Source organism: Streptomyces sp. NPDC031466 (genome assembly GCF_055581265.1).
The window spans coordinates 280,209-296,515 of the sequence record NZ_JBVIJT010000008.1 but is presented as its reverse complement, the minus strand read 5'-3'; the positions used below and the strand labels follow the sequence as shown (position 1 = coordinate 296,515).

Genomic DNA, 16,307 nt, shown 5'->3' with positions numbered 1-16,307 from the left:
GGGCCACACCCTCTTCGCGGCGCTACCGTCGTCACAAGGGCGACGGACCAGGGCAGGACCGCACGGAACCATGTCAACAGCGCGTATCGAGTGCGTGAACCCGATGTGCAAACGGCGGCGGCCCGCGAGTATCGTCCTCACCTGCATTTACTCGTCGTCTACCCGTTGACACCGGAGGGCCTGTTGTCCCGTCTAGCGCTCATCAAGGCAGTGCTCGGACCGATCTTGCGCCTGATGTTCCGCCCACGGGTAGAAGGCGCCGAGAACATTCCCGGGACCGGGCCCGTCATTCTGGCCGGAAACCACCTCACGTTCATCGACTCGATGATTCTGCCGCTGGTCACCAACCGTCCGGTGTTCTTCATCGGCAAGGACGAGTACGTCACCGGCAAGGGGCTCAAGGGCCGCCTCATGGCGTGGTTCTTCACCGGCGTCGGCATGATCCCCGTGGACCGCGACGGCGGCCGTGGCGGTGTCGCCGCGCTGATGACCGGTCGGCGCGTTCTCGACGACGGCAAGGTCTTCGGCATCTACCCCGAGGGCACGCGGTCGCCCGACGGGCGGCTGTACCGGGGCCGTACGGGCATCGCCCGGCTGACCCTGATGACCGGCGCGCCCGTCGTGCCCTTCGCGATGATCGGCACGGACAAGCTCCAGCCGGGCGGCAAGGGTGTGCCGCGGCCCGGCAAGGTGACGGTGCGTTTCGGTGAGCCGATGGAGTTCTCCCGGTACGACGGGATGGACCGCGACCGGTACGTGCTGCGGGCGGTGACGGACTCGGTGATGACGGAGGTCATGCTGCTGTCCGGGCAGGAGTACGTGGACATGTACGCCACGAAGGCCAAAGCGGCGTAGCCCTGCGGGGCTTGGGCGGTTGTGCTGGGCGCCTGTTCCCGGCCGGGGGTCTCCCGGTGTCGGGGCGGGCGCCCTTTTTGTGGTCGCCCCGGGGTGGGGGCGGTGGTGGCTTCGCTTGCGCGGTCGGCTGCGGGTGGGCGGGGGCCGCCCGCGGTCGCGCAGTTCCCCGCGCCCCTGACGGGGTTTCGGTCGCTCCTCGGGTGCGGGTTTGTTGTGGCTTGGCGCGCCGTTCCCCGCGTCCCTGACGGGGTTTCGGTCGGCCCCCGGTGCGGGATCGTTGTCGCTTGGCGCGCCGTTCCCCGCGCCCCTGACGGGACGACGTTCCTGGGCCCCTGCAAGGGGCGGTGCGGGTCTAGTGAGGGGGCGCCGTGTCTTCCAGGTTCTGGCCCTTCAGGAGGAACCACGCCGCCGCTGCCGTGGCGAGCAGGACCGCCGCTCCCACGCCCGACGCCAGACGCAGGCCGTCGACGAAGGCCGTCTGGGCGGAGGCCAGCAGCGCGTCCGCCTGGTGGGCGGGGAGGTCGCGGACCGATTCCACCGCGCCGCCGAGGGACTCGTGCGCCGCCGACACCACCTCCGGCGGGGTCCCCTGGGGGGCCGTGAAGTCGCGGTAGACACCCGTGACGATGGAGCCGAGCAGGGCGATGCCGAGGGCGGCGCCCAGTTCGTACGCCGTCTCGGAGACCGCGGAGGCCGCGCCCGCCTGTTCCTTGGGGACGCTGGAGAGGATGACGTCGGCGGTCACCGTGAACGAGAAGCCCGCCCCGATGCCGACGACCAGCAGCGAGGCCCCGAGCAGCGGGTAGCCGGTGTGCTGGCTGAGCCCGGTGAGTACGGCGAGCGCGAGCCCCACCGCCGCGAGTCCCCCCGCGACGACGACGCGGACGGAGAAGCGCCGCGCGACCACGCCCGCGATCAGCCCCGCCCCCACCGCGCCGACGGCGGCGGGCAGTTCGGCCAGGCCCGCTTCGAACGGCTGCCTGCCCTGGACCAGTTGCAGGAACTGGGAGAGGAAGAAGACCAGGCCGGACAGGCCGAGCACGGTCAGCAGGTCGGCGAGGACCGCCCCGGAGAAGCCGCGGTTGCGGAAGAGCCGCATGTCCAGGAGCGGCGCGGGCAGCGTGAGCTGACGGCGCACGAACCAGGTGAGCGCGCCCGCGCCCACGGCCGCGGCGGCCGCGACGTCCCAGCGCAGGCCGTGGGCCGCGGCCTCCTTAATGGCGTACACGACGGCGATCATGCCGATGAGCGAGAGCACGACGCTGATCAGGTCCCAGGGCCCCGGCGCCGGGTTCTTCGACTCGGGCAGCAGTTTGATGCCGACGAGGACGAGGACGGCCATGACCGGCAGGTTGATGAGGAAGACCGAGCCCCACCAGAAGTGTTCGAGCAGGAAGCCGCCGACGACGGGGCCGACGGCCGCGCCCGCCGAGGCCATGGCGCCCCAGATGCCGACCGCGAGACTGCGCTCGCGCGGGTCGTGGAAGATGTTCCGGATGAGCGCCAGCGTGGACGGCATCAGCGTGGCGCCGGCCACGCCGAGCAGCGCCCGGGCCAGGATCATCAGCTCGGGGCTCGTGGCGTAGGAGTTGAGCACGGAGACCGCGCCGAAGGCGACGGCTCCGGTGAGCAGCAGCTTCTTGCGGCCGATGCGGTCGCCGAGGCTGCCCATGGACACCAGCAGACCGGCGATGACGAAGGAGTAGACGTCGCCGATCCACAGCAGCTGGGTGCCGGACGGCTTGAGGTCCTCGCTGATGTACGGCGTCGCCAGGCCGAGCACGGTCGCGTCCACCGCGACCAGGAGCACGGCGAGGACGAGCACGGCGAGCGCGAGCCAGCGGCCGGGGCCGCGCTCCACGTCCGCCTCGGCGGTCCGCTGATGGGTGCTGGTCATGATTCCACTCTCCGCCGTGCGCCGCCGATCAGCAGCTCGGCGATCATGTACGAGAAGTCCTTGGCGGCGACCCGGCCGTCCAGGACGGCCCAGGCGCCGGAGCCGATCAGGCCGTAGAAGGCCTCCGTGAGCCAGACCGGGGTGAGGTCGATGCGGAACTCGCCGTTCTCCTGGCCGCGCCGGAAGAGCGCGGCCAGCCGGGCGTCGATGCGGGACCAGCCCTCGTTCTGCGTCCCGCCCTCGAAGAGCTGGTTCTCCGTGTAGAGGAAGGCGAGGAGGCCGGCGGCGGGCTCGACCTCCTTCACCAGGCGCCGCAGCGCGCCCTCGGCGCTGCCGTCGTCGAGTGCCGCCCGGTCCAGGGCCGCCTCGCACTCCTGGAGCCCCAGCCCCTCCAGGGCGAGTACGAGCGCCTCGCGGCCCGCGAAGTGGCGGTGCAGGGTGGCCCTGCTGATGCCCGCCGCGCGGGCCACCTCGTCCATGGTGGAGGTTGACTTACGGGTGAGCAGGGCCGCGGCGCTGCGCAGAACCTGCTCGCGATCGACTGACATGAGACAAGCCTAGCCCAGTTGAGACGACCTCGTCTCAGCGATATGTGCCGGCTCCGCTTCACGCGCGCGAGGCGGAGCCGTCTCAGACATCGCACAGCCTTCGGCGGCGGCCGCCGTTCAGTGCCAGGGCAGTTCCCCGCGCCGCCCCCAGTACGCCCCGGGCTCCTCCACCAGCCCCGCGAGGCGTTCCAGGCGGCCGGGGTCCAAGTCGACCGCGGCCGCGTGCAGGTTGGACACCAGCTGCGCGGAGGTCGCCGCCCCCGACAGGACCACGCCCGCCCACGGCTCGCGCAGCACGGCGGCCAGCGCCACCGCGTCACACCCGTACCCCGTCTCCTCGGCGACCTCGCGCAGCGCGGCCGGCGCGTGCGGGGTGGCGAGGCGGCCGTTGGCCATGCCCTCCTTGACGATCACGGTGAGGCCCACGTCGTGCGCCTCGGCGAGCGCGGGGCCCGCCGAGGTCTCCAGGAGGTTGTACGTCGCCTGCACGGCTTGGAACAGCGGCGCCCCGTCGACGGTGACGGCGAGGGCGGCGCGGATCGCGGCCGCCTGCTCCGGGCCGCTCACGGAGAGGCCGACGGTGACGCCCTCGGCGGCCAGGGCGGCGAGCCGGGCGTGGAGCCCCCGGTCGGTGAGCGCCGGGCTCCCGGGCGTGACCGAGTGGATCTGGTAGAGGTCGAGCCGGTCGCCGAGCAGTTCGGCGCTCTCGGCGCGCTGCCGGTCGTACGCGGCGACGCTGTGGTCCTTGACCTCGTGCGGCCCCTCGGCGTCGGTGCGCCAGGCCGCCGTGTACGTGTAACCCCACTTGCTGCCGACGACGACGTCACGGACGTCGGGCCTGGCCCGCAGCCAGTCGGCGAGGAACTCCTCGGAGCGGCCGTAGGAGCGCGCCACGTCGACGTAACGCACACCCGAGGCGTACGCGGCGTCGAGCAGTTCGAAGGCGCGCTCGCGCAGGGCGTCCACGCTGCGGGACGGCGGCAGGTCGGCCTCGCGGCCCAACGTGATGTAGCCGGGCCTGCCGACCGCGGCGAGGCCGAGCCCCAGACGCGCGGTCGGGGTCGTGGCCTTGGCCGGCCGGGCGAAGGACATGGCGGGCTCCTCGTCGTAGGGGATCTTCCCGCCAACGTAACCCGCGACGCCCTCGGCTCACCCGCGGGCCGCCGCCCACTCCTCCTGGAGCGCCAGGTCCGCCTTGACCTCGGCGAGCTGGACGGCGACGGCCGAGGGGGCGGTGCCGCCGCGGCCGTCACGGGAGGCCAGTGCGCCGGGCACGTTGAGGACCGTGCGCACCTCGGGGGTGAGGTGCGCGGAGATCTCGGCGAACTGCTCGTCGGTGAGTTCGTCCAGTTCCTTGCCCTCGGCCTCGGCGACCTTCACGCACTCGCCCGCGACCTCGTGTGCGACCCGGAACGGCACACCCTGCTTGACCAGCCACTCGGCGATGTCGGTGGCGAGCGAGAAACCGGCCGGGGCCAGCTCCTCCATCCGCTCGCGGTGGACGGTGAGGGTCGCCATCATGCCGGTGAAGGCGGGCAGCAGGACCTCCAGCTGGTCGCAGGAGTCGAAGACCGGCTCCTTGTCCTCCTGGAGGTCGCGGTTGTAGGCGAGCGGCAGGGCCTTGAGGGTGGCCAGCAGGCCGGTCAGATTGCCGATCAGGCGGCCCGACTTGCCCCGCGCCAGCTCGGCGATGTCCGGGTTCTTCTTCTGCGGCATGATCGAGGAGCCGGTAGAGAACGCGTCGTGGAGGGTGACGAAGGAGAACTCCTTCGTGTTCCAGATGATGATCTCCTCCGCGATGCGGGAGAGGTTCACGCCGATCATCGCGGTGATGAAGGCGAACTCCGCGACGAAGTCACGCGAGGCCGTGCCGTCGATGGAGTTGCCCACACTGCCGCGCTCGAAGCCGAGGTCCTCGGCGACCGCCTCCGGGTCGAGGCCGAGCGAGGACCCGGCGAGCGCGCCGGAACCGTACGGCGACACGGCCGTCCGCGCGTCCCACTGCCGCAGCCGCTCCGCGTCCCGGGACAGGGACTGCGCGTGGGCGAGGACGTGGTGGGCGAAGAGCACCGGCTGGGCGTGCTGGAGGTGCGTGCGGCCCGGCATGGCGACGCCTGGGTGCGCCTCGGCGAGGCCGACGAGGGCGCCCTGGAGGTCGGCGAGCAGGCCGCCGATGATCCGCGCGTGGTCGCGCAGGTACATCCGGAAGAGCGTCGCCACCTGGTCGTTGCGCGAGCGCCCGGCCCGCAGCTTGCCGCCGAGGTCGGGGCCGAGCCGTTCGAGCAGGCCGCGCTCCAGGGCGGTGTGGACGTCCTCGTCGGCGATGGTGCCGACGAACGAGCCGTCGGCGACGTCCCCTTCGAGCCGGTCGAGCCCGGCCAGCATGCGGGTCAGTTCGTCCTCGGTGAGCAGGCCCGCCTTGTGGAGCACGCGCGCGTGGGCGCGGGAGCCGGCGATGTCGTACGGCGCGAGACGCCAGTCGAAGTGGACCGACGCGGACAACTTGGCCAGGGCCTCGGCGGGCCCGTCGGCGAACCGTCCGCCCCAGAGCCGGACGTCACCGCCGTTGTTGCTGCTCACTGCACGTGCTCCTCATGGCTCATGGCTGTCGCTCACCGGGTCACTCCCTACTGATGCATGAGTATGCAGAACTCTGCATGATTCGTCAATCACACCTCGCGGCACCAAGGCGAATTCAGTCCCCGTTTCATTAGACAGTCGAAGGTTTTCGGAGAATAATCCTTAGTCATGGGAAAGACCTACGAACACATAGACGGCCGGTTCCGCGCCTTCATCGAGGCGCAGCCGATGTTCTTCACGGCGACCGCGCCCCTCTCCGGGGACGGCACGATCAACCTCTCCCCCAAAGGCCTCAAGGGATCCTTCGCGGTCATCGACGAGCGGACCGTCGCCTATCTCGACTTCGCGGGCAGCAACGCCGAGACCATCGCGCACCTGCGCGAGAACGGCCGCATCACCCTCATGTGGTGCGCCTTCCAGGGCCCGCCCAACATCGCGCGGGTGCACGGCCGCGGCGAGCCGGTCTTCCGCGACGACCCGCGCTTCAAGGAGCTGCTCGCCCACTTCCCGGACATCGACCCCGCTCCGCACGGCCTGCGCGCCATCATCGTCGTGACGGCCGAACTCGTCCGGGACACCTGCGGCTACGCGGTGCCCTTCATGACGTACGACGAGGACCGCGACCTGCACAGCAGGCGCTTCGCACGGGAGGACGACGCCTCGCTGAGCGCCTACTTCACCAAGAAGGAGCACATCGCACGGAGCATCGACGGCCTTCCCGGGCTGCCGCTCCCGCTGCCGCCCACTAGCGTCTGAGCCATGCGCCCCAGAGCCGCCGTCCTCGCCCGTGCCGCCCTCCTCGCCGCCCTCGGCACGCTCGGGGCGGCGCCCGGCTCGAACCCGCCGCTGCCGGAGCGGATGGCCGACACGGGCGGCGGCAGCCAGCTCATCACCGCGCAGGCGCCCCGCGCCGACTCCACCACCGGCACGCTCACCTGGTGGGACCGGCGCGGCGGGCGCTGGGTGCGGGCCGGCTCCGCGCCCGCCCGCTTCGGCGCGAACGGACTGGTGGCGGGCGCCTCGCGCCGTCAGGGCACGGACACCACCCCCACGGGGCTGTACGCGATGCCGTACGCCTTCGGGCTCGCGCCGCGGCCCCCCGGCGCCCACCACCCCTACCGGCGCGTGACGAAGGAGTCCTGGTGGTGCCAGGACGACCGCTCGCAGTCCTACAACCGCTGGTCCGAACCGCTCGCCGCCGACTGCCGGGCCGCCGAGTCCGAACACCTCGTCACCTACGACCCGCAGTACCGGCACGCCCTCGTGATCGGCTTCAACTACGACCGTCCTGTGCGCGGCCGGGGCGCCGGGATCTTCCTGCACGTCAACGGGCGCGGCGCGACGGCCGGCTGTGTGTCGGTCTCCGAGGAGGCGATGCGCGCGGTGCTGCGGTGGGCGAAGCCGAGCCGGAGGCCGCACATCGCGATCGGCACGGCGTCGGGAGCGACGGCTCTGGCACAGAACTGACGTCACGTCACCCCGTAGGGCACGGCGCGACCCCATGACGTACATGTAGCGACCACATACCGAGACGGGGTTGCGCGGGCGCGGGGCCGCGGCGTTGCATCACGCCGTGCGACCCGAACAGACCATCCCCAGTGACACCGACCCCGTCGGCGGCGACGGCGGGAGCGGCGGCGACGACAGGGCGGCCCGCCGGGCCGTCACCGTCTTCCCCGTCCTCGTCCTGGCCGCGGGCGGCCTCAGCATCGCCGTGCCGGGCGCCTTCGAGGGCTGGGGGGCGAACGTCCCGTACCTGCTGGGCGTGGTGATGTTCTGCATGGGACTGACCATGACCCCGCTCGACTTCCAGGGCGTGGTCAAGCGGCCCTGGGCCGTGGCGCTCGGCCTCGTCGCGCACTACGTCATCATGCCGGGGCTCGGCTGGCTGATCGCCCACGCGCTCGGCCTGTCGCCGCAGTTGGCGGCCGGGGTGATCCTGGTGGGCTGCGCGCCGAGCGGCACCGCGTCCAACGTGGTCACCTATCTGGCGCGCGGCGACGTGGCGCTCTCGGTGTCCGTCGCCACCGTCTCGACGGTCCTCGCGCCGCTGGTCACACCGCCGCTGACCCTGCTGCTCGCGGGCGAGTACCTGCCCGTCGACGCGGGCTCGATGGTCACGGACATCCTCAAGACCGTACTGCTGCCGGTCGTCGCCGGGCTCGCCGTGCGGCTGCTCTTCGGGCGGTACGTCGACCGGGTGCTCGGCGCGCTGCCGTGGCTGTCGGCGCTGACCGTCGCCGCGATCGTGGCGATCGTCGTCGCGGGCAGTGCCGCGGCCATCAAGTCGGCCGCGGCACCGGTGTTCCTCGCGGTGTTCCTGCACAACGGCCTGGGCCTCGCGCTCGGTTACGGTGCGGGCAAGCTGGCCCGCCTCGGTCCGCCGGCGTCCCGGGCGATGGCCTTCGAGGTCGGCATGCAGAACTCCGGCCTGGCCGCGTCCCTGGCGACGGCGCACTTCAGCCCGCTGGCCGCGCTGCCCTCGGCGGTCTTCTCCGTGTGGCACAACGTGTCGGGGGCGCTGGTGGCGGCCTGGATGGCGCGCTCCCGGACATCACCGGGCAGCTCCCGGAAGTCGCCGGACGGACGGAGATCAGGCCCGTCCGGCGACTGAGGAAGGGCCGGGCGCAGCCGCCGAGGGGCGGCGCCCCGGGCCCGGGGTCACTCGTTGGAGGCCAGCCGCAGCAAGTGGTCCGCCAGCGCCTGCCCCCCCGCGGGCTCCCTGCTGATCAGCATCAACGTGTCGTCGCCCGCGATCGTCCCGAGGACGTCGTGCAGCTCGGCCTGGTCGATGGCCGAGGCGAGGAACTGGGCCGCGCCCGGCGGCGTACGCAGCACGACGAGGTTGGCCGAGGCCTCCGCGGAGATCAGCAGCTCCGCGGACAGGCGCCGCATCCGCTCCTCCTTGGCCGACTCCCCGAGCGGCGCGCGCGGGGTGCGGAAACCGCCCTCGCTCGGCACCGCGTAGATGAGGTCGCCCTCGGCGTCACGGATCTTGACCGCGTTCAGCTCGTCCAGGTCCCGGGAGAGTGTCGCCTGCGTGACGGTCAGGCCGTCGTCGGCGAGCAGCTTCGCCAGCTGGCTCTGGGAGCGCACCGGTTGCCGGTTCAGGATGTCCACGATCCGGCGGTGGCGTGCGGTGCGGGTCTGCGGCACGGCGGGACCCGCGTGGTCGCCGTGCTCGTTGCCTTGCGCCTGGCTCATCGTCGTCTCATTCTCCGGATCGTCCGTCCCCGTCGGCCTCGGCGGCCTTGTCCAGTACGCCGGGCAGGGCCCGGAGGAACGTCTCCACCTCGTCGTCGCGCACGTTCAGCGGCGGCATCAGCCGTACGACATCGGGGGCGGGCGCGTTGACCAGGAAGCCGGCGTCCTGAGCCGCCTGCTGCGCCCGTGGCGCGAGCGGCTCGGTGAGCACGATACCCAGCAGCAGGCCCGAGCCCCTGACACGGGCCACGAGCGGGTGTCCGAGTGACTCGATCCCGTCGCGGATCCTGTCGCCCGCCCGCTTGGTGTTCTCCAGCAGTCCCTCGGCGGCGATGGTGTCGAGGACGGCGAGTCCCGCGGCGCAGGCGACCGGGTTGCCGCCGAACGTCGTGCCGTGGTGCCCGGGCCGAAACAGCTCGGCGGCGGCGCCGAACGCGACGGTCGCGCCCAGCGGCAGACCACCGCCAAGACCCTTCGCGAGTGTGACGATGTCCGGCTCCACGCCCTCGTGTGCGAGGTGCTCGAACCAGTGCCCGGTGCGCCCGATCCCGGTCTGCACCTCGTCCAGGACGAGGAGGGTCCCGGTGGCCCGGGTGATCTCCCTGGCCGCCTTGAGGTAACCCGCGGGCGGCATGACGACGCCGTTCTCGCCCTGGATCGGCTCGATGATCACGAACGCCGTCTCGCTGGTCACGGCCGCGCGCAGGGCTTCCACGTCGCCGTACGGGACGTGTGTGACGTCGCCGGGCAGGGGCAGGAACGGCTCCTGCTTGCCGGGCTGGCCGGTGAGGGCGAGCGCGCCCATGGTCCGGCCGTGGAAGCCGCCGTCGGTAGCGACCATGTGCGGGCGGCCGGTCAGCCGGCCGAGCTTGAAGGCACCCTCGTTGGCCTCGGCGCCGGAGTTGCAGAAGTACACGCGGCCTTCGCGGCCGAAGAGTTGGAGCAGCCGTTCGGCGAGCGCGACGGGCGGCTCGGCGACGAACAGGTTCGAGACGTGGCCGAGCGCGGCGATCTGGGCGCTCACGGCCTCGACGATCGCCGGGTGGGCGTGGCCGAGGGCGTTGACCGCGATGCCGCCGACGAAGTCGAGGTACTCCTTGCCGTCGGCGTCCCACAGTCTGGTGCCCGCGCCGCGCACGAGGGGCAGCCGCGGGGTGCCGTAGTTGTCCATGAGCGCGCCCTGCCAGCGCTCGGTCAGCTCTTGGTTGCTCATGACTCCCCCTCGGTGTCGTGCGGCGGCGTGGCGTCGGCCGGCGCGTCGGGCACGACCATGGTGCCGATGCCCTCGTCGGTGAAGATCTCCAGCAGGATCGAGTGCTGGACCCGGCCGTCGATGACGCGGGCCGTCTCGACGCCGTTGCGTACGGCGTGCAGGCAGCCCTCCATCTTCGGGACCATGCCGCTGGCCAGCTCGGGCAGGAGCTTCTCCAGCTCCCTGGCGGTGAGACGGCTGATGACCTCGTCGGAGTTCGGCCAGTCCTCGTACAGGCCCTCGACGTCGGTCAGGACCATCAGGGTCTCGGCACCCAGCGCCGCAGCGAGTGCCGCAGCCGCCGTATCAGCATTGACGTTGTAGACATGGTGATCGTCCTGGGAACGGGCGATCGAGGAGACGACCGGGATGCGGCCGTCGGCGAGGAGCGCCTCGATGGCGCCCGTGTCGATCTCGGTGATCTCGCCGACCCGGCCGATGTCGACCAGTTCGCCCTCGATGCGGGGCTGATGCTTGGTGGCGGTGATGGTGTGCGCGTCCTCGCCGGTGAGGCCGACGGCGAGCGGGCCGTGCCGGTTGAGCAGCCCGACCAGCTCGCGCTGCACCTGGCCGGCGAGCACCATGCGTACGACGTCCATCGCGTCCTCGGTGGTGACCCTGAGGCCCGCCTTGAACTCGCTGACGATGCCGTGTCGGTCGAGGGCCCTGCTGATCTGCGGCCCGCCGCCGTGCACGACGACGGGCCTGAGGCCCGCGTGGTGCAGGAAGACGACGTCCTGGGCGAAGGCCGCCTTCAGCTCGTCGTCGACCATGGCGTTGCCGCCGAACTTGATGACGACGGTCTTGCCGCGGTGCCGGGTCAGCCAGGGGAGGGCCTCGATGAGGATCTGCGCCTTGGGCAGCGCGGTGTGCTTGCGGGCGGTGGGCTGGCCGCCGGCTTCCTTGCTCATGAGGAGTACGCGCTGTTCTCGTGGACGTAGTCGGCGGTGAGGTCGTTCGTCCAGATCGTGGCGCTCGCCTCGCCCGCGGCGAGGTCGGCGGTGACGACGATCTCCCGGTAGCGCATGTCGACCAGGTCGCGGTCCTCGCCGACGGAGCCGTTCCTGCAGACCCAGACGCCGTTGATGGCGACGTTCAGTTCGTTCGGGTCGAAGGCGGCGGACGTCGTGCCGATCGCGGAGAGCACCCGGCCCCAGTTGGGGTCCTCGCCGTGCAGGGCGCACTTGAGGAGGTTGTTGCGGGCGATGGACCGGCCGACCTCGACGGCGTCGGCCTCGCTCGCCGCGTTCACGACCTCGACCTTGATGTCCTTGCTGGCGCCCTCGGCGTCGCCGATGAGCTGGCGCCCCAGGTCGTCGCAGACCTCGCGGACGGCCTCGGCGAACTCGGCGTACTCCGGGGTGACCTCGGCCGCACCGGAGGCGAGCAGGAGCACGGTGTCGTTGGTGGACATGCAGCCGTCGGAGTCGACCCGGTCGAAGGTGAGCCGGGTGGCGTCGCGCAGCGCCCGGTCCAGGACGTCGGCCGCCAGGTCGGCGTCCGTGGTCAGCACGACCAGCATCGTGGCGAGGCCGGGGGCGAGCATGCCCGCGCCCTTGGCCATGCCGCCGACGGTCCAGCCGTCCCTGGTGACGACCGACGTCTTGTGGACGCTGTCGGTGGTCTTGATGGCGATGGCGGCCTTCTCGCCGCCGTGCGCGGACAGTTCCCCGGCCGCCTTCTCGACGCCGGGCAGCAGCTTGTCCATCGGCAGGGTGACACCGATGAGCCCCGTCGAGGCGACGGCGACCTCGCCCGCGTTCAGGGAGAGCACCTCGGCGACCTTCTCGGCGGTGGCATGGGTGTCCTGGAAGCCACGGGGGCCCGTACAGGCGTTGGCGCCACCGGAGTTGAGGACGACGGCGGAGACGAGACCGCCCTTGAGGACCTGCTCAGACCACAGGACGGGCGCGGCCTTGACGCGGTTGGAGGTGAAGACGCCGGCGGCCGCCAGGCGGGGCCCGGTGTTGACCACGAGGGCCAGGTCCGGGTTGCCGTTCTCCTTGATTCCGGCGGCGATGCCCGCGGCCGTGAATCCCTTGGCTGCCGTCACACTCACGGCGCGACTCCGATCGTAGTGAGCCCGGTGGCCTCGTCGAGGCCGAGGGCGATGTTCATGCTCTGCAGGGCGCCGCCGGCGGTGCCCTTGGTGAGGTTGTCGATGGCGCTGACCACGATCACGCGGCCCGCCGCCTCGTCGTACGCGACCTGGACCTGTACGGCGTTCGAGCCGTACACGGCGGCGGTCGCGGGCCACTGCCCCTCGGGGAGCAGATGGACGAACGGCTCGTCGGCGAAGGCCTTCTCGTAGGCGGCCCGCACCGACTCGGCGCCGACGCCCGCCCTCGCCTTCGCACTGCACGTGGCGAGGATGCCGCGGGGCATCGGGGCCAGGGTCGGCGTGAAGGAGACGGAGACGGGGGTGCCCGCCGCGGCGGAGAGGTTCTGGATCATCTCGGGCGTGTGCCGGTGGGCACCGCCGACCCCGTAGGGGGACATGCTCCCCATGACCTCGGAGCCGAGCAGGTGCGGCTTGGCCGCCTTGCCCGCGCCGGAGGTGCCGGACGCGGCGACGATCACCGCTTCGGGTTCGACGAGGCCGGCCGTGTACGCCGGGAAGAGCGCGAGGGAGACGGCGGTGGGATAGCAGCCGGGCACGGCGATGCGCCGGGCGCCCGCCAGCGCGGCGCGCCCGCCCGGCAGCTCGGGCAGCCCGTACGGCCAGGTGCCGGCGTGCGGACTGCCGTAGAACTTCTCCCAGTCCCCCGCGTCCTTCAGCCGGAAGTCGGCGCCCATGTCCACGACGAGGACGTCGGGGCCGAGCTGCTCGGCGACGGCGGCGGACTGCCCGTGGGGCAGCGCGAGGAACACGACGTCATGCCCGGCCAGCACGTCGGCGGTGGTCGGCTCCAGGACGCGGTCGGCGAGCGGGAGCAGATGCGGCTGGAGCCCGCCCAGGCGCCGGCCCGCGTTCGCGTGCCCGGTCAGGGCGCCGATCTCCACCTCGGGGTGAGCGAGCAGCAGGCGCAGCAATTCGCCGCCCGCATACCCGCTCGCTCCTGCCACTGCTGCGCGTACCGCCATGGAACCCTCCTCTTGGATGGCATGACTATACGCAGAGCCGCACTTTTATGCAATCGCCGGACGTTATGCAATCGGCTGTCGGGCTCCTCCGAACGCCATCGCCGTCAGCTCCTTCGCCACCGCGTCGGCGATCAGCCGGGAGTCCGCCGGGCGCAGGTGGCTCACGACCGTGAGGAGGTAGGTGTCGCCGTGCTGGGCGAGGCCGAGGTTCGCGGTGCCGGGTGTGGAGAGGTTGGGCAGGGCGACGATGCCGTTCAGGCGACGGCCGTGCAGGCGGCTCGTGCCATCCCGCCATTTGAACGCCGTGCACACCGCGGTGGTCACCTCCGGCCGGGCGATGCGCCGGGCCAGCGTCGCGGTCAGCCAGGGCGCGACCCGGGTGACGCCCTCCAGGATCGGCAGGACCACGTGGTGCGCCCGGGACCGCTGCTGGAGTGCGGCCAGCAGGTGCTGGCACGCGTGCAGGCGGCCGGCCGGGGTGTCGGCGCCCAGGGGCAGGGGGACGCGGATGGCGGTGATGAGGTTGCCCAGCTCGTCCGTCTCGTGCCGGGCGCGCAGGTCCATCGGCACCGTCGCGTAGAGCGGCGCGTCGCCGTCGGTCCGGGACGCGAGGGCGTCGTAGCAGGTGGGAAGGGCGCCGGCGAAGGCGCCGAGGAGCAGTTCGTTGAGTGTCGCGCCCCGTCCGGTGGAGGGCTGGCGGCGCGCGGAGCGCATCACCTCGGGGTCGAGCCGGGCGACGGCGACGGAGGCCTGGGGTTCGCCGGGTGCCAGCGGCAGGTGCCGTCCACGGGCGTTGCTGTTGCGCCATTCCTTGAGCAGGACGGCGGCCGGAACGCGGTGGCGCTCTCGCGGTGGCGTCGTCAGGGGTGCCGGGGGCCTCGTTTTGAGGTCGTCCATGAGCAGGCGGAGCAGGGTGAGGAGGGAGCTGCCGTCCAGGAGTGCGTGGTGGGTCAGCAGCAGCAGGGGCTGTTCGCCGCTCGGCGTGGGCTCGGGGACCAGCAGTCGCCACAGTGGCCGGTCGGTCGGCAGGCGCCGGGCGACCGACGCCGTCAGGAGCGGCCGCAGCTCCTGTGCGCAGGCGGTGACGTGCGCGGTGGCGTCGAACGGCGCCGGGGCCGACCAGCGGTGGCCCAGCAGCGCCGCTGTCCGCGACGGCTGCGGGAGCCGGCGCATCCGCTCCAGCGCGCCCCACCGTTCGCCGACGCGGGCGCGGAGTTCGGCCAGGTCGAAGGGGTCACCTGTGAACAGCGCGGCCGCGCCGATCGTCTCGGGCAGTCCGTTGCACAGGAAGCCTTCCTCCAATGCGGTCAGCCTCATGGGTGCGCCCCTTTCCGGTTGGTCGGCACAGTCCTCTTGGTCGGCACGGTCCTCGTCCTCGGTCCACCCGCCGGGTCAGGGCCGGGGGGTGTCCAGGACGAGGCAGGAGTTGTGGCCCCCGAAGGCGAAGCTGTTGCTGATGGCCGGCCCCGCGGGCACTTTGCGCGGCCGCGCGGTGATGACGTCCAGGTCGCACAGGGGGTCGAGGCGGGTGAGGTTCGCGGTCGGCGGCACGAGCCCCTCGTACAGCGACAGAGCGGTGATCACGGCTTCCAGGGCTCCCGCCGCCCCGATGGCGTGCCCGGTGACGGACTTGCAGGCGGTCACCGGGACGGCGGCGGGCCCGAAGAGGTCAGAGATGGCGCGGGCTTCCGCCACGTCGTTCAGCGGGGTGCCGGTGCCGTGCGCGTTGACGTGGGTGATGGCGTCGGCGGGCGTGCCGGCGTCGGCGAGCGCCTGCTCCATGCAGGCCAGGGCGCCGACGCCTTCGGGCTGCGGCGCCGTGAGGTGATGGGCGTCGGAGGTGCAGGCGTATCCGGTGAGGGTGGCGTAGACCCGCGCGCCGCGGCGGCGGGCGTCCTCCAGCCGTTCGAGCACCAGGAAGGCCGCCGCCTCCGCGAGGAGGAACCCCTGCCGTTCCGCGTCGAACGGCCGTGCGGCGCGGGTCGCGTCGTCGCACTCGGTGACCAGGGCGCCGGATCGCCCGAAGGACAGCGCGGTCGTCGCGGTCATCGGGCTTTCGTGGCCGCCGGCCACCACGACATCGGCGCGCCCGGTCCGGATCAGCTGCATGGCCTCGCCCACCGCATGGGTGCCGGAGGCGCACGCCGTGGAGAGGGTCAGGGTGGGGCCGGTGACGCCGAGCTTGTCGCTGAGCCAGTACGCGCCGGCGTTGTGCATGTGCCGGGGTGTGTACAGCACGTCGGGCTGCCCGACGCCCTGCTCCTGGCTGATCATTCCGCCGTAGGCGGTGCCGGTGACGACGGCCCTGCGGCCCGCCGGCGCGTGCAGGCCGCCGGCGTCGGCGACCGCGTCCGTGGCGGCGCACACCGCCAACTGCACGGAGCGGTCCGTCCGCCGCACCTCTTTCACGCTCAGGTAGCCCTCGGGCGTGAACGCGGGCATGGGGCACGCGGGGCGCACGACGGCGCCCTCGTCGTCGAAGGCGTGCATCGTGGCCGCGGAACAGGAGTTGAGCAGGTTCTCCCACAGTGCGCCGACGGTCGCCCCTGCTCCGCAGCGGACCCCGAGGCCCGTGATCGCGACAGTGTCCTTGGGGGTCATCCAGTGACCACGCCCGGCGCCGCGACGGTGCGCAGCCGCGCGATGAGGTCGGCCACGTCACCGACGGTGCTGACGGCGGCGGGGTCGGTGCCCTTGAAGGACACGCCGAAGTGTTCCTCCGAGGCGGCCTGGAGTTCGGTGATGTCCAGACTGTCGGCTCCGAGGTCGGCCACGAGCAGGGCTTGCGGTACGACGTCCTGCGCCGGCACGGACATGATGCTCGCGCACAGGGTGCGCAACTCGTCCCAGTGGTCTAGCCGTTCTGTGTCCACGGTGCCTTTCCCTT

Annotated in this window: 16 protein-coding genes; 4 read left to right on the top strand and 12 right to left on the bottom strand. The window is 72.3% G+C overall.

Going from position 1 to position 16,307, the window contains the following annotated elements; all coding sequences use genetic code 11:
- Positions 1-165 precede the first annotated feature (165 nt).
- Positions 166-855 (top strand): lysophospholipid acyltransferase family protein, encoded by a 690-nt coding sequence (locus tag ACZ5GP_RS21625; RefSeq protein WP_468752383.1) that lies wholly within the window; start codon positions 166-168, stop codon positions 853-855.
- Between the two features lie 352 nt (positions 856-1,207).
- Here the strand turns inward: ACZ5GP_RS21625 and ACZ5GP_RS21620 are convergent, their stop codons facing one another.
- The 4 genes from ACZ5GP_RS21620 to argH all read right to left on the bottom strand — a co-directional run bounded on the left by ACZ5GP_RS21620 (position 1,208) and on the right by argH (position 5,880).
- Positions 1,208-2,752 (bottom strand): MFS transporter, encoded by a 1,545-nt coding sequence (locus ACZ5GP_RS21620; RefSeq protein WP_468752382.1) that lies wholly within the window; start codon positions 2,750-2,752, stop codon positions 1,208-1,210.
- Positions 2,749-3,300 (bottom strand): TetR/AcrR family transcriptional regulator, encoded by a 552-nt coding sequence (locus tag ACZ5GP_RS21615; RefSeq protein WP_361078712.1) that lies wholly within the window; start codon positions 3,298-3,300, stop codon positions 2,749-2,751. The genes ACZ5GP_RS21620 and ACZ5GP_RS21615 overlap by 4 nt, the downstream gene beginning before the upstream one ends.
- A 117-nt stretch (positions 3,301-3,417) precedes the next feature.
- Entirely contained in the window at positions 3,418-4,392 is a 975-nt protein-coding gene (locus tag ACZ5GP_RS21610; protein ID WP_468752381.1) for an aldo/keto reductase, read from the bottom strand.
- Between the two features lie 57 nt (positions 4,393-4,449).
- Entirely contained in the window at positions 4,450-5,880 is a 1,431-nt protein-coding gene (gene argH / locus ACZ5GP_RS21605) for an argininosuccinate lyase (RefSeq protein ID WP_468752380.1), read from the bottom strand.
- Between the two features lie 168 nt (positions 5,881-6,048).
- Between argH and ACZ5GP_RS21600 the strand changes: the two genes are divergently transcribed.
- From ACZ5GP_RS21600 to ACZ5GP_RS21590, 3 genes are all read left to right on the top strand, one after another.
- Positions 6,049-6,636 (top strand): pyridoxamine 5'-phosphate oxidase family protein, encoded by a 588-nt coding sequence (locus ACZ5GP_RS21600; RefSeq protein WP_468752379.1) that lies wholly within the window; start codon positions 6,049-6,051, stop codon positions 6,634-6,636.
- A gap of 3 nt (positions 6,637-6,639) precedes the next feature.
- Positions 6,640-7,347 carry a L,D-transpeptidase family protein gene (locus ACZ5GP_RS21595; protein ID WP_468752378.1) on the top strand — a complete coding sequence of 236 codons (708 nt, stop codon included), beginning with the start codon at positions 6,640-6,642 and terminating at the stop codon, positions 7,345-7,347.
- A 124-nt stretch (positions 7,348-7,471) separates the two neighbouring features.
- Positions 7,472-8,494 (top strand): bile acid:sodium symporter family protein, encoded by a 1,023-nt coding sequence (locus tag ACZ5GP_RS21590; protein ID WP_468752542.1) that lies wholly within the window; start codon positions 7,472-7,474, stop codon positions 8,492-8,494.
- 47 nt (positions 8,495-8,541) lie between these two features.
- Here ACZ5GP_RS21590 and ACZ5GP_RS21585 read toward each other — a convergent pair whose 3' ends face one another.
- The 8 genes from ACZ5GP_RS21585 to ACZ5GP_RS21550 all read right to left on the bottom strand — a co-directional run bounded on the left by ACZ5GP_RS21585 (position 8,542) and on the right by ACZ5GP_RS21550 (position 16,293).
- Entirely contained in the window at positions 8,542-9,084 is a 543-nt protein-coding gene (locus ACZ5GP_RS21585) for an arginine repressor (RefSeq protein WP_358577893.1), read from the bottom strand.
- A gap of 7 nt (positions 9,085-9,091) precedes the next feature.
- Positions 9,092-10,297: an acetylornithine transaminase gene (locus ACZ5GP_RS21580; protein WP_468752377.1), complete on the bottom strand. Its 1,206-nt coding sequence runs from the start codon at positions 10,295-10,297 to the stop codon at positions 9,092-9,094.
- The gene (argB, locus tag ACZ5GP_RS21575) at positions 10,294-11,247 is read right to left on the bottom strand and encodes an acetylglutamate kinase (RefSeq protein ID WP_468752376.1); all 954 of its coding nucleotides are present in this window, start codon (positions 11,245-11,247) and stop codon (positions 10,294-10,296) included. Before argB ends, ACZ5GP_RS21580 begins: the two co-directional genes overlap by 4 nt.
- Positions 11,244-12,395, bottom strand: coding sequence for a bifunctional glutamate N-acetyltransferase/amino-acid acetyltransferase ArgJ (gene argJ / locus ACZ5GP_RS21570; protein ID WP_468752375.1), 1,152 nt, complete (start codon positions 12,393-12,395; stop codon positions 11,244-11,246). The genes argB and argJ overlap by 4 nt, the downstream gene beginning before the upstream one ends.
- On the bottom strand, positions 12,392-13,420 hold the full coding sequence (gene argC / locus ACZ5GP_RS21565) for an N-acetyl-gamma-glutamyl-phosphate reductase (RefSeq protein ID WP_468752374.1): 1,029 nt from the start codon (positions 13,418-13,420) through the stop codon (positions 12,392-12,394). Before argC ends, argJ begins: the two co-directional genes overlap by 4 nt.
- Positions 13,421-13,483: 63 nt before the next feature.
- Positions 13,484-14,737, bottom strand: a complete 1,254-nt coding sequence (locus ACZ5GP_RS21560) for a wax ester/triacylglycerol synthase domain-containing protein (protein ID WP_468752373.1) — start codon at positions 14,735-14,737, stop codon at positions 13,484-13,486.
- Between the two features lie 75 nt (positions 14,738-14,812).
- Entirely contained in the window at positions 14,813-16,021 is a 1,209-nt protein-coding gene (locus tag ACZ5GP_RS21555; protein ID WP_468752372.1) for a beta-ketoacyl-[acyl-carrier-protein] synthase family protein, read from the bottom strand.
- Positions 16,018-16,293, bottom strand: coding sequence for an acyl carrier protein (locus ACZ5GP_RS21550; RefSeq protein WP_468752371.1), 276 nt, complete (start codon positions 16,291-16,293; stop codon positions 16,018-16,020). The genes ACZ5GP_RS21555 and ACZ5GP_RS21550 overlap by 4 nt, the downstream gene beginning before the upstream one ends.
- Positions 16,294-16,307: the final 14 nt, after the last annotated feature.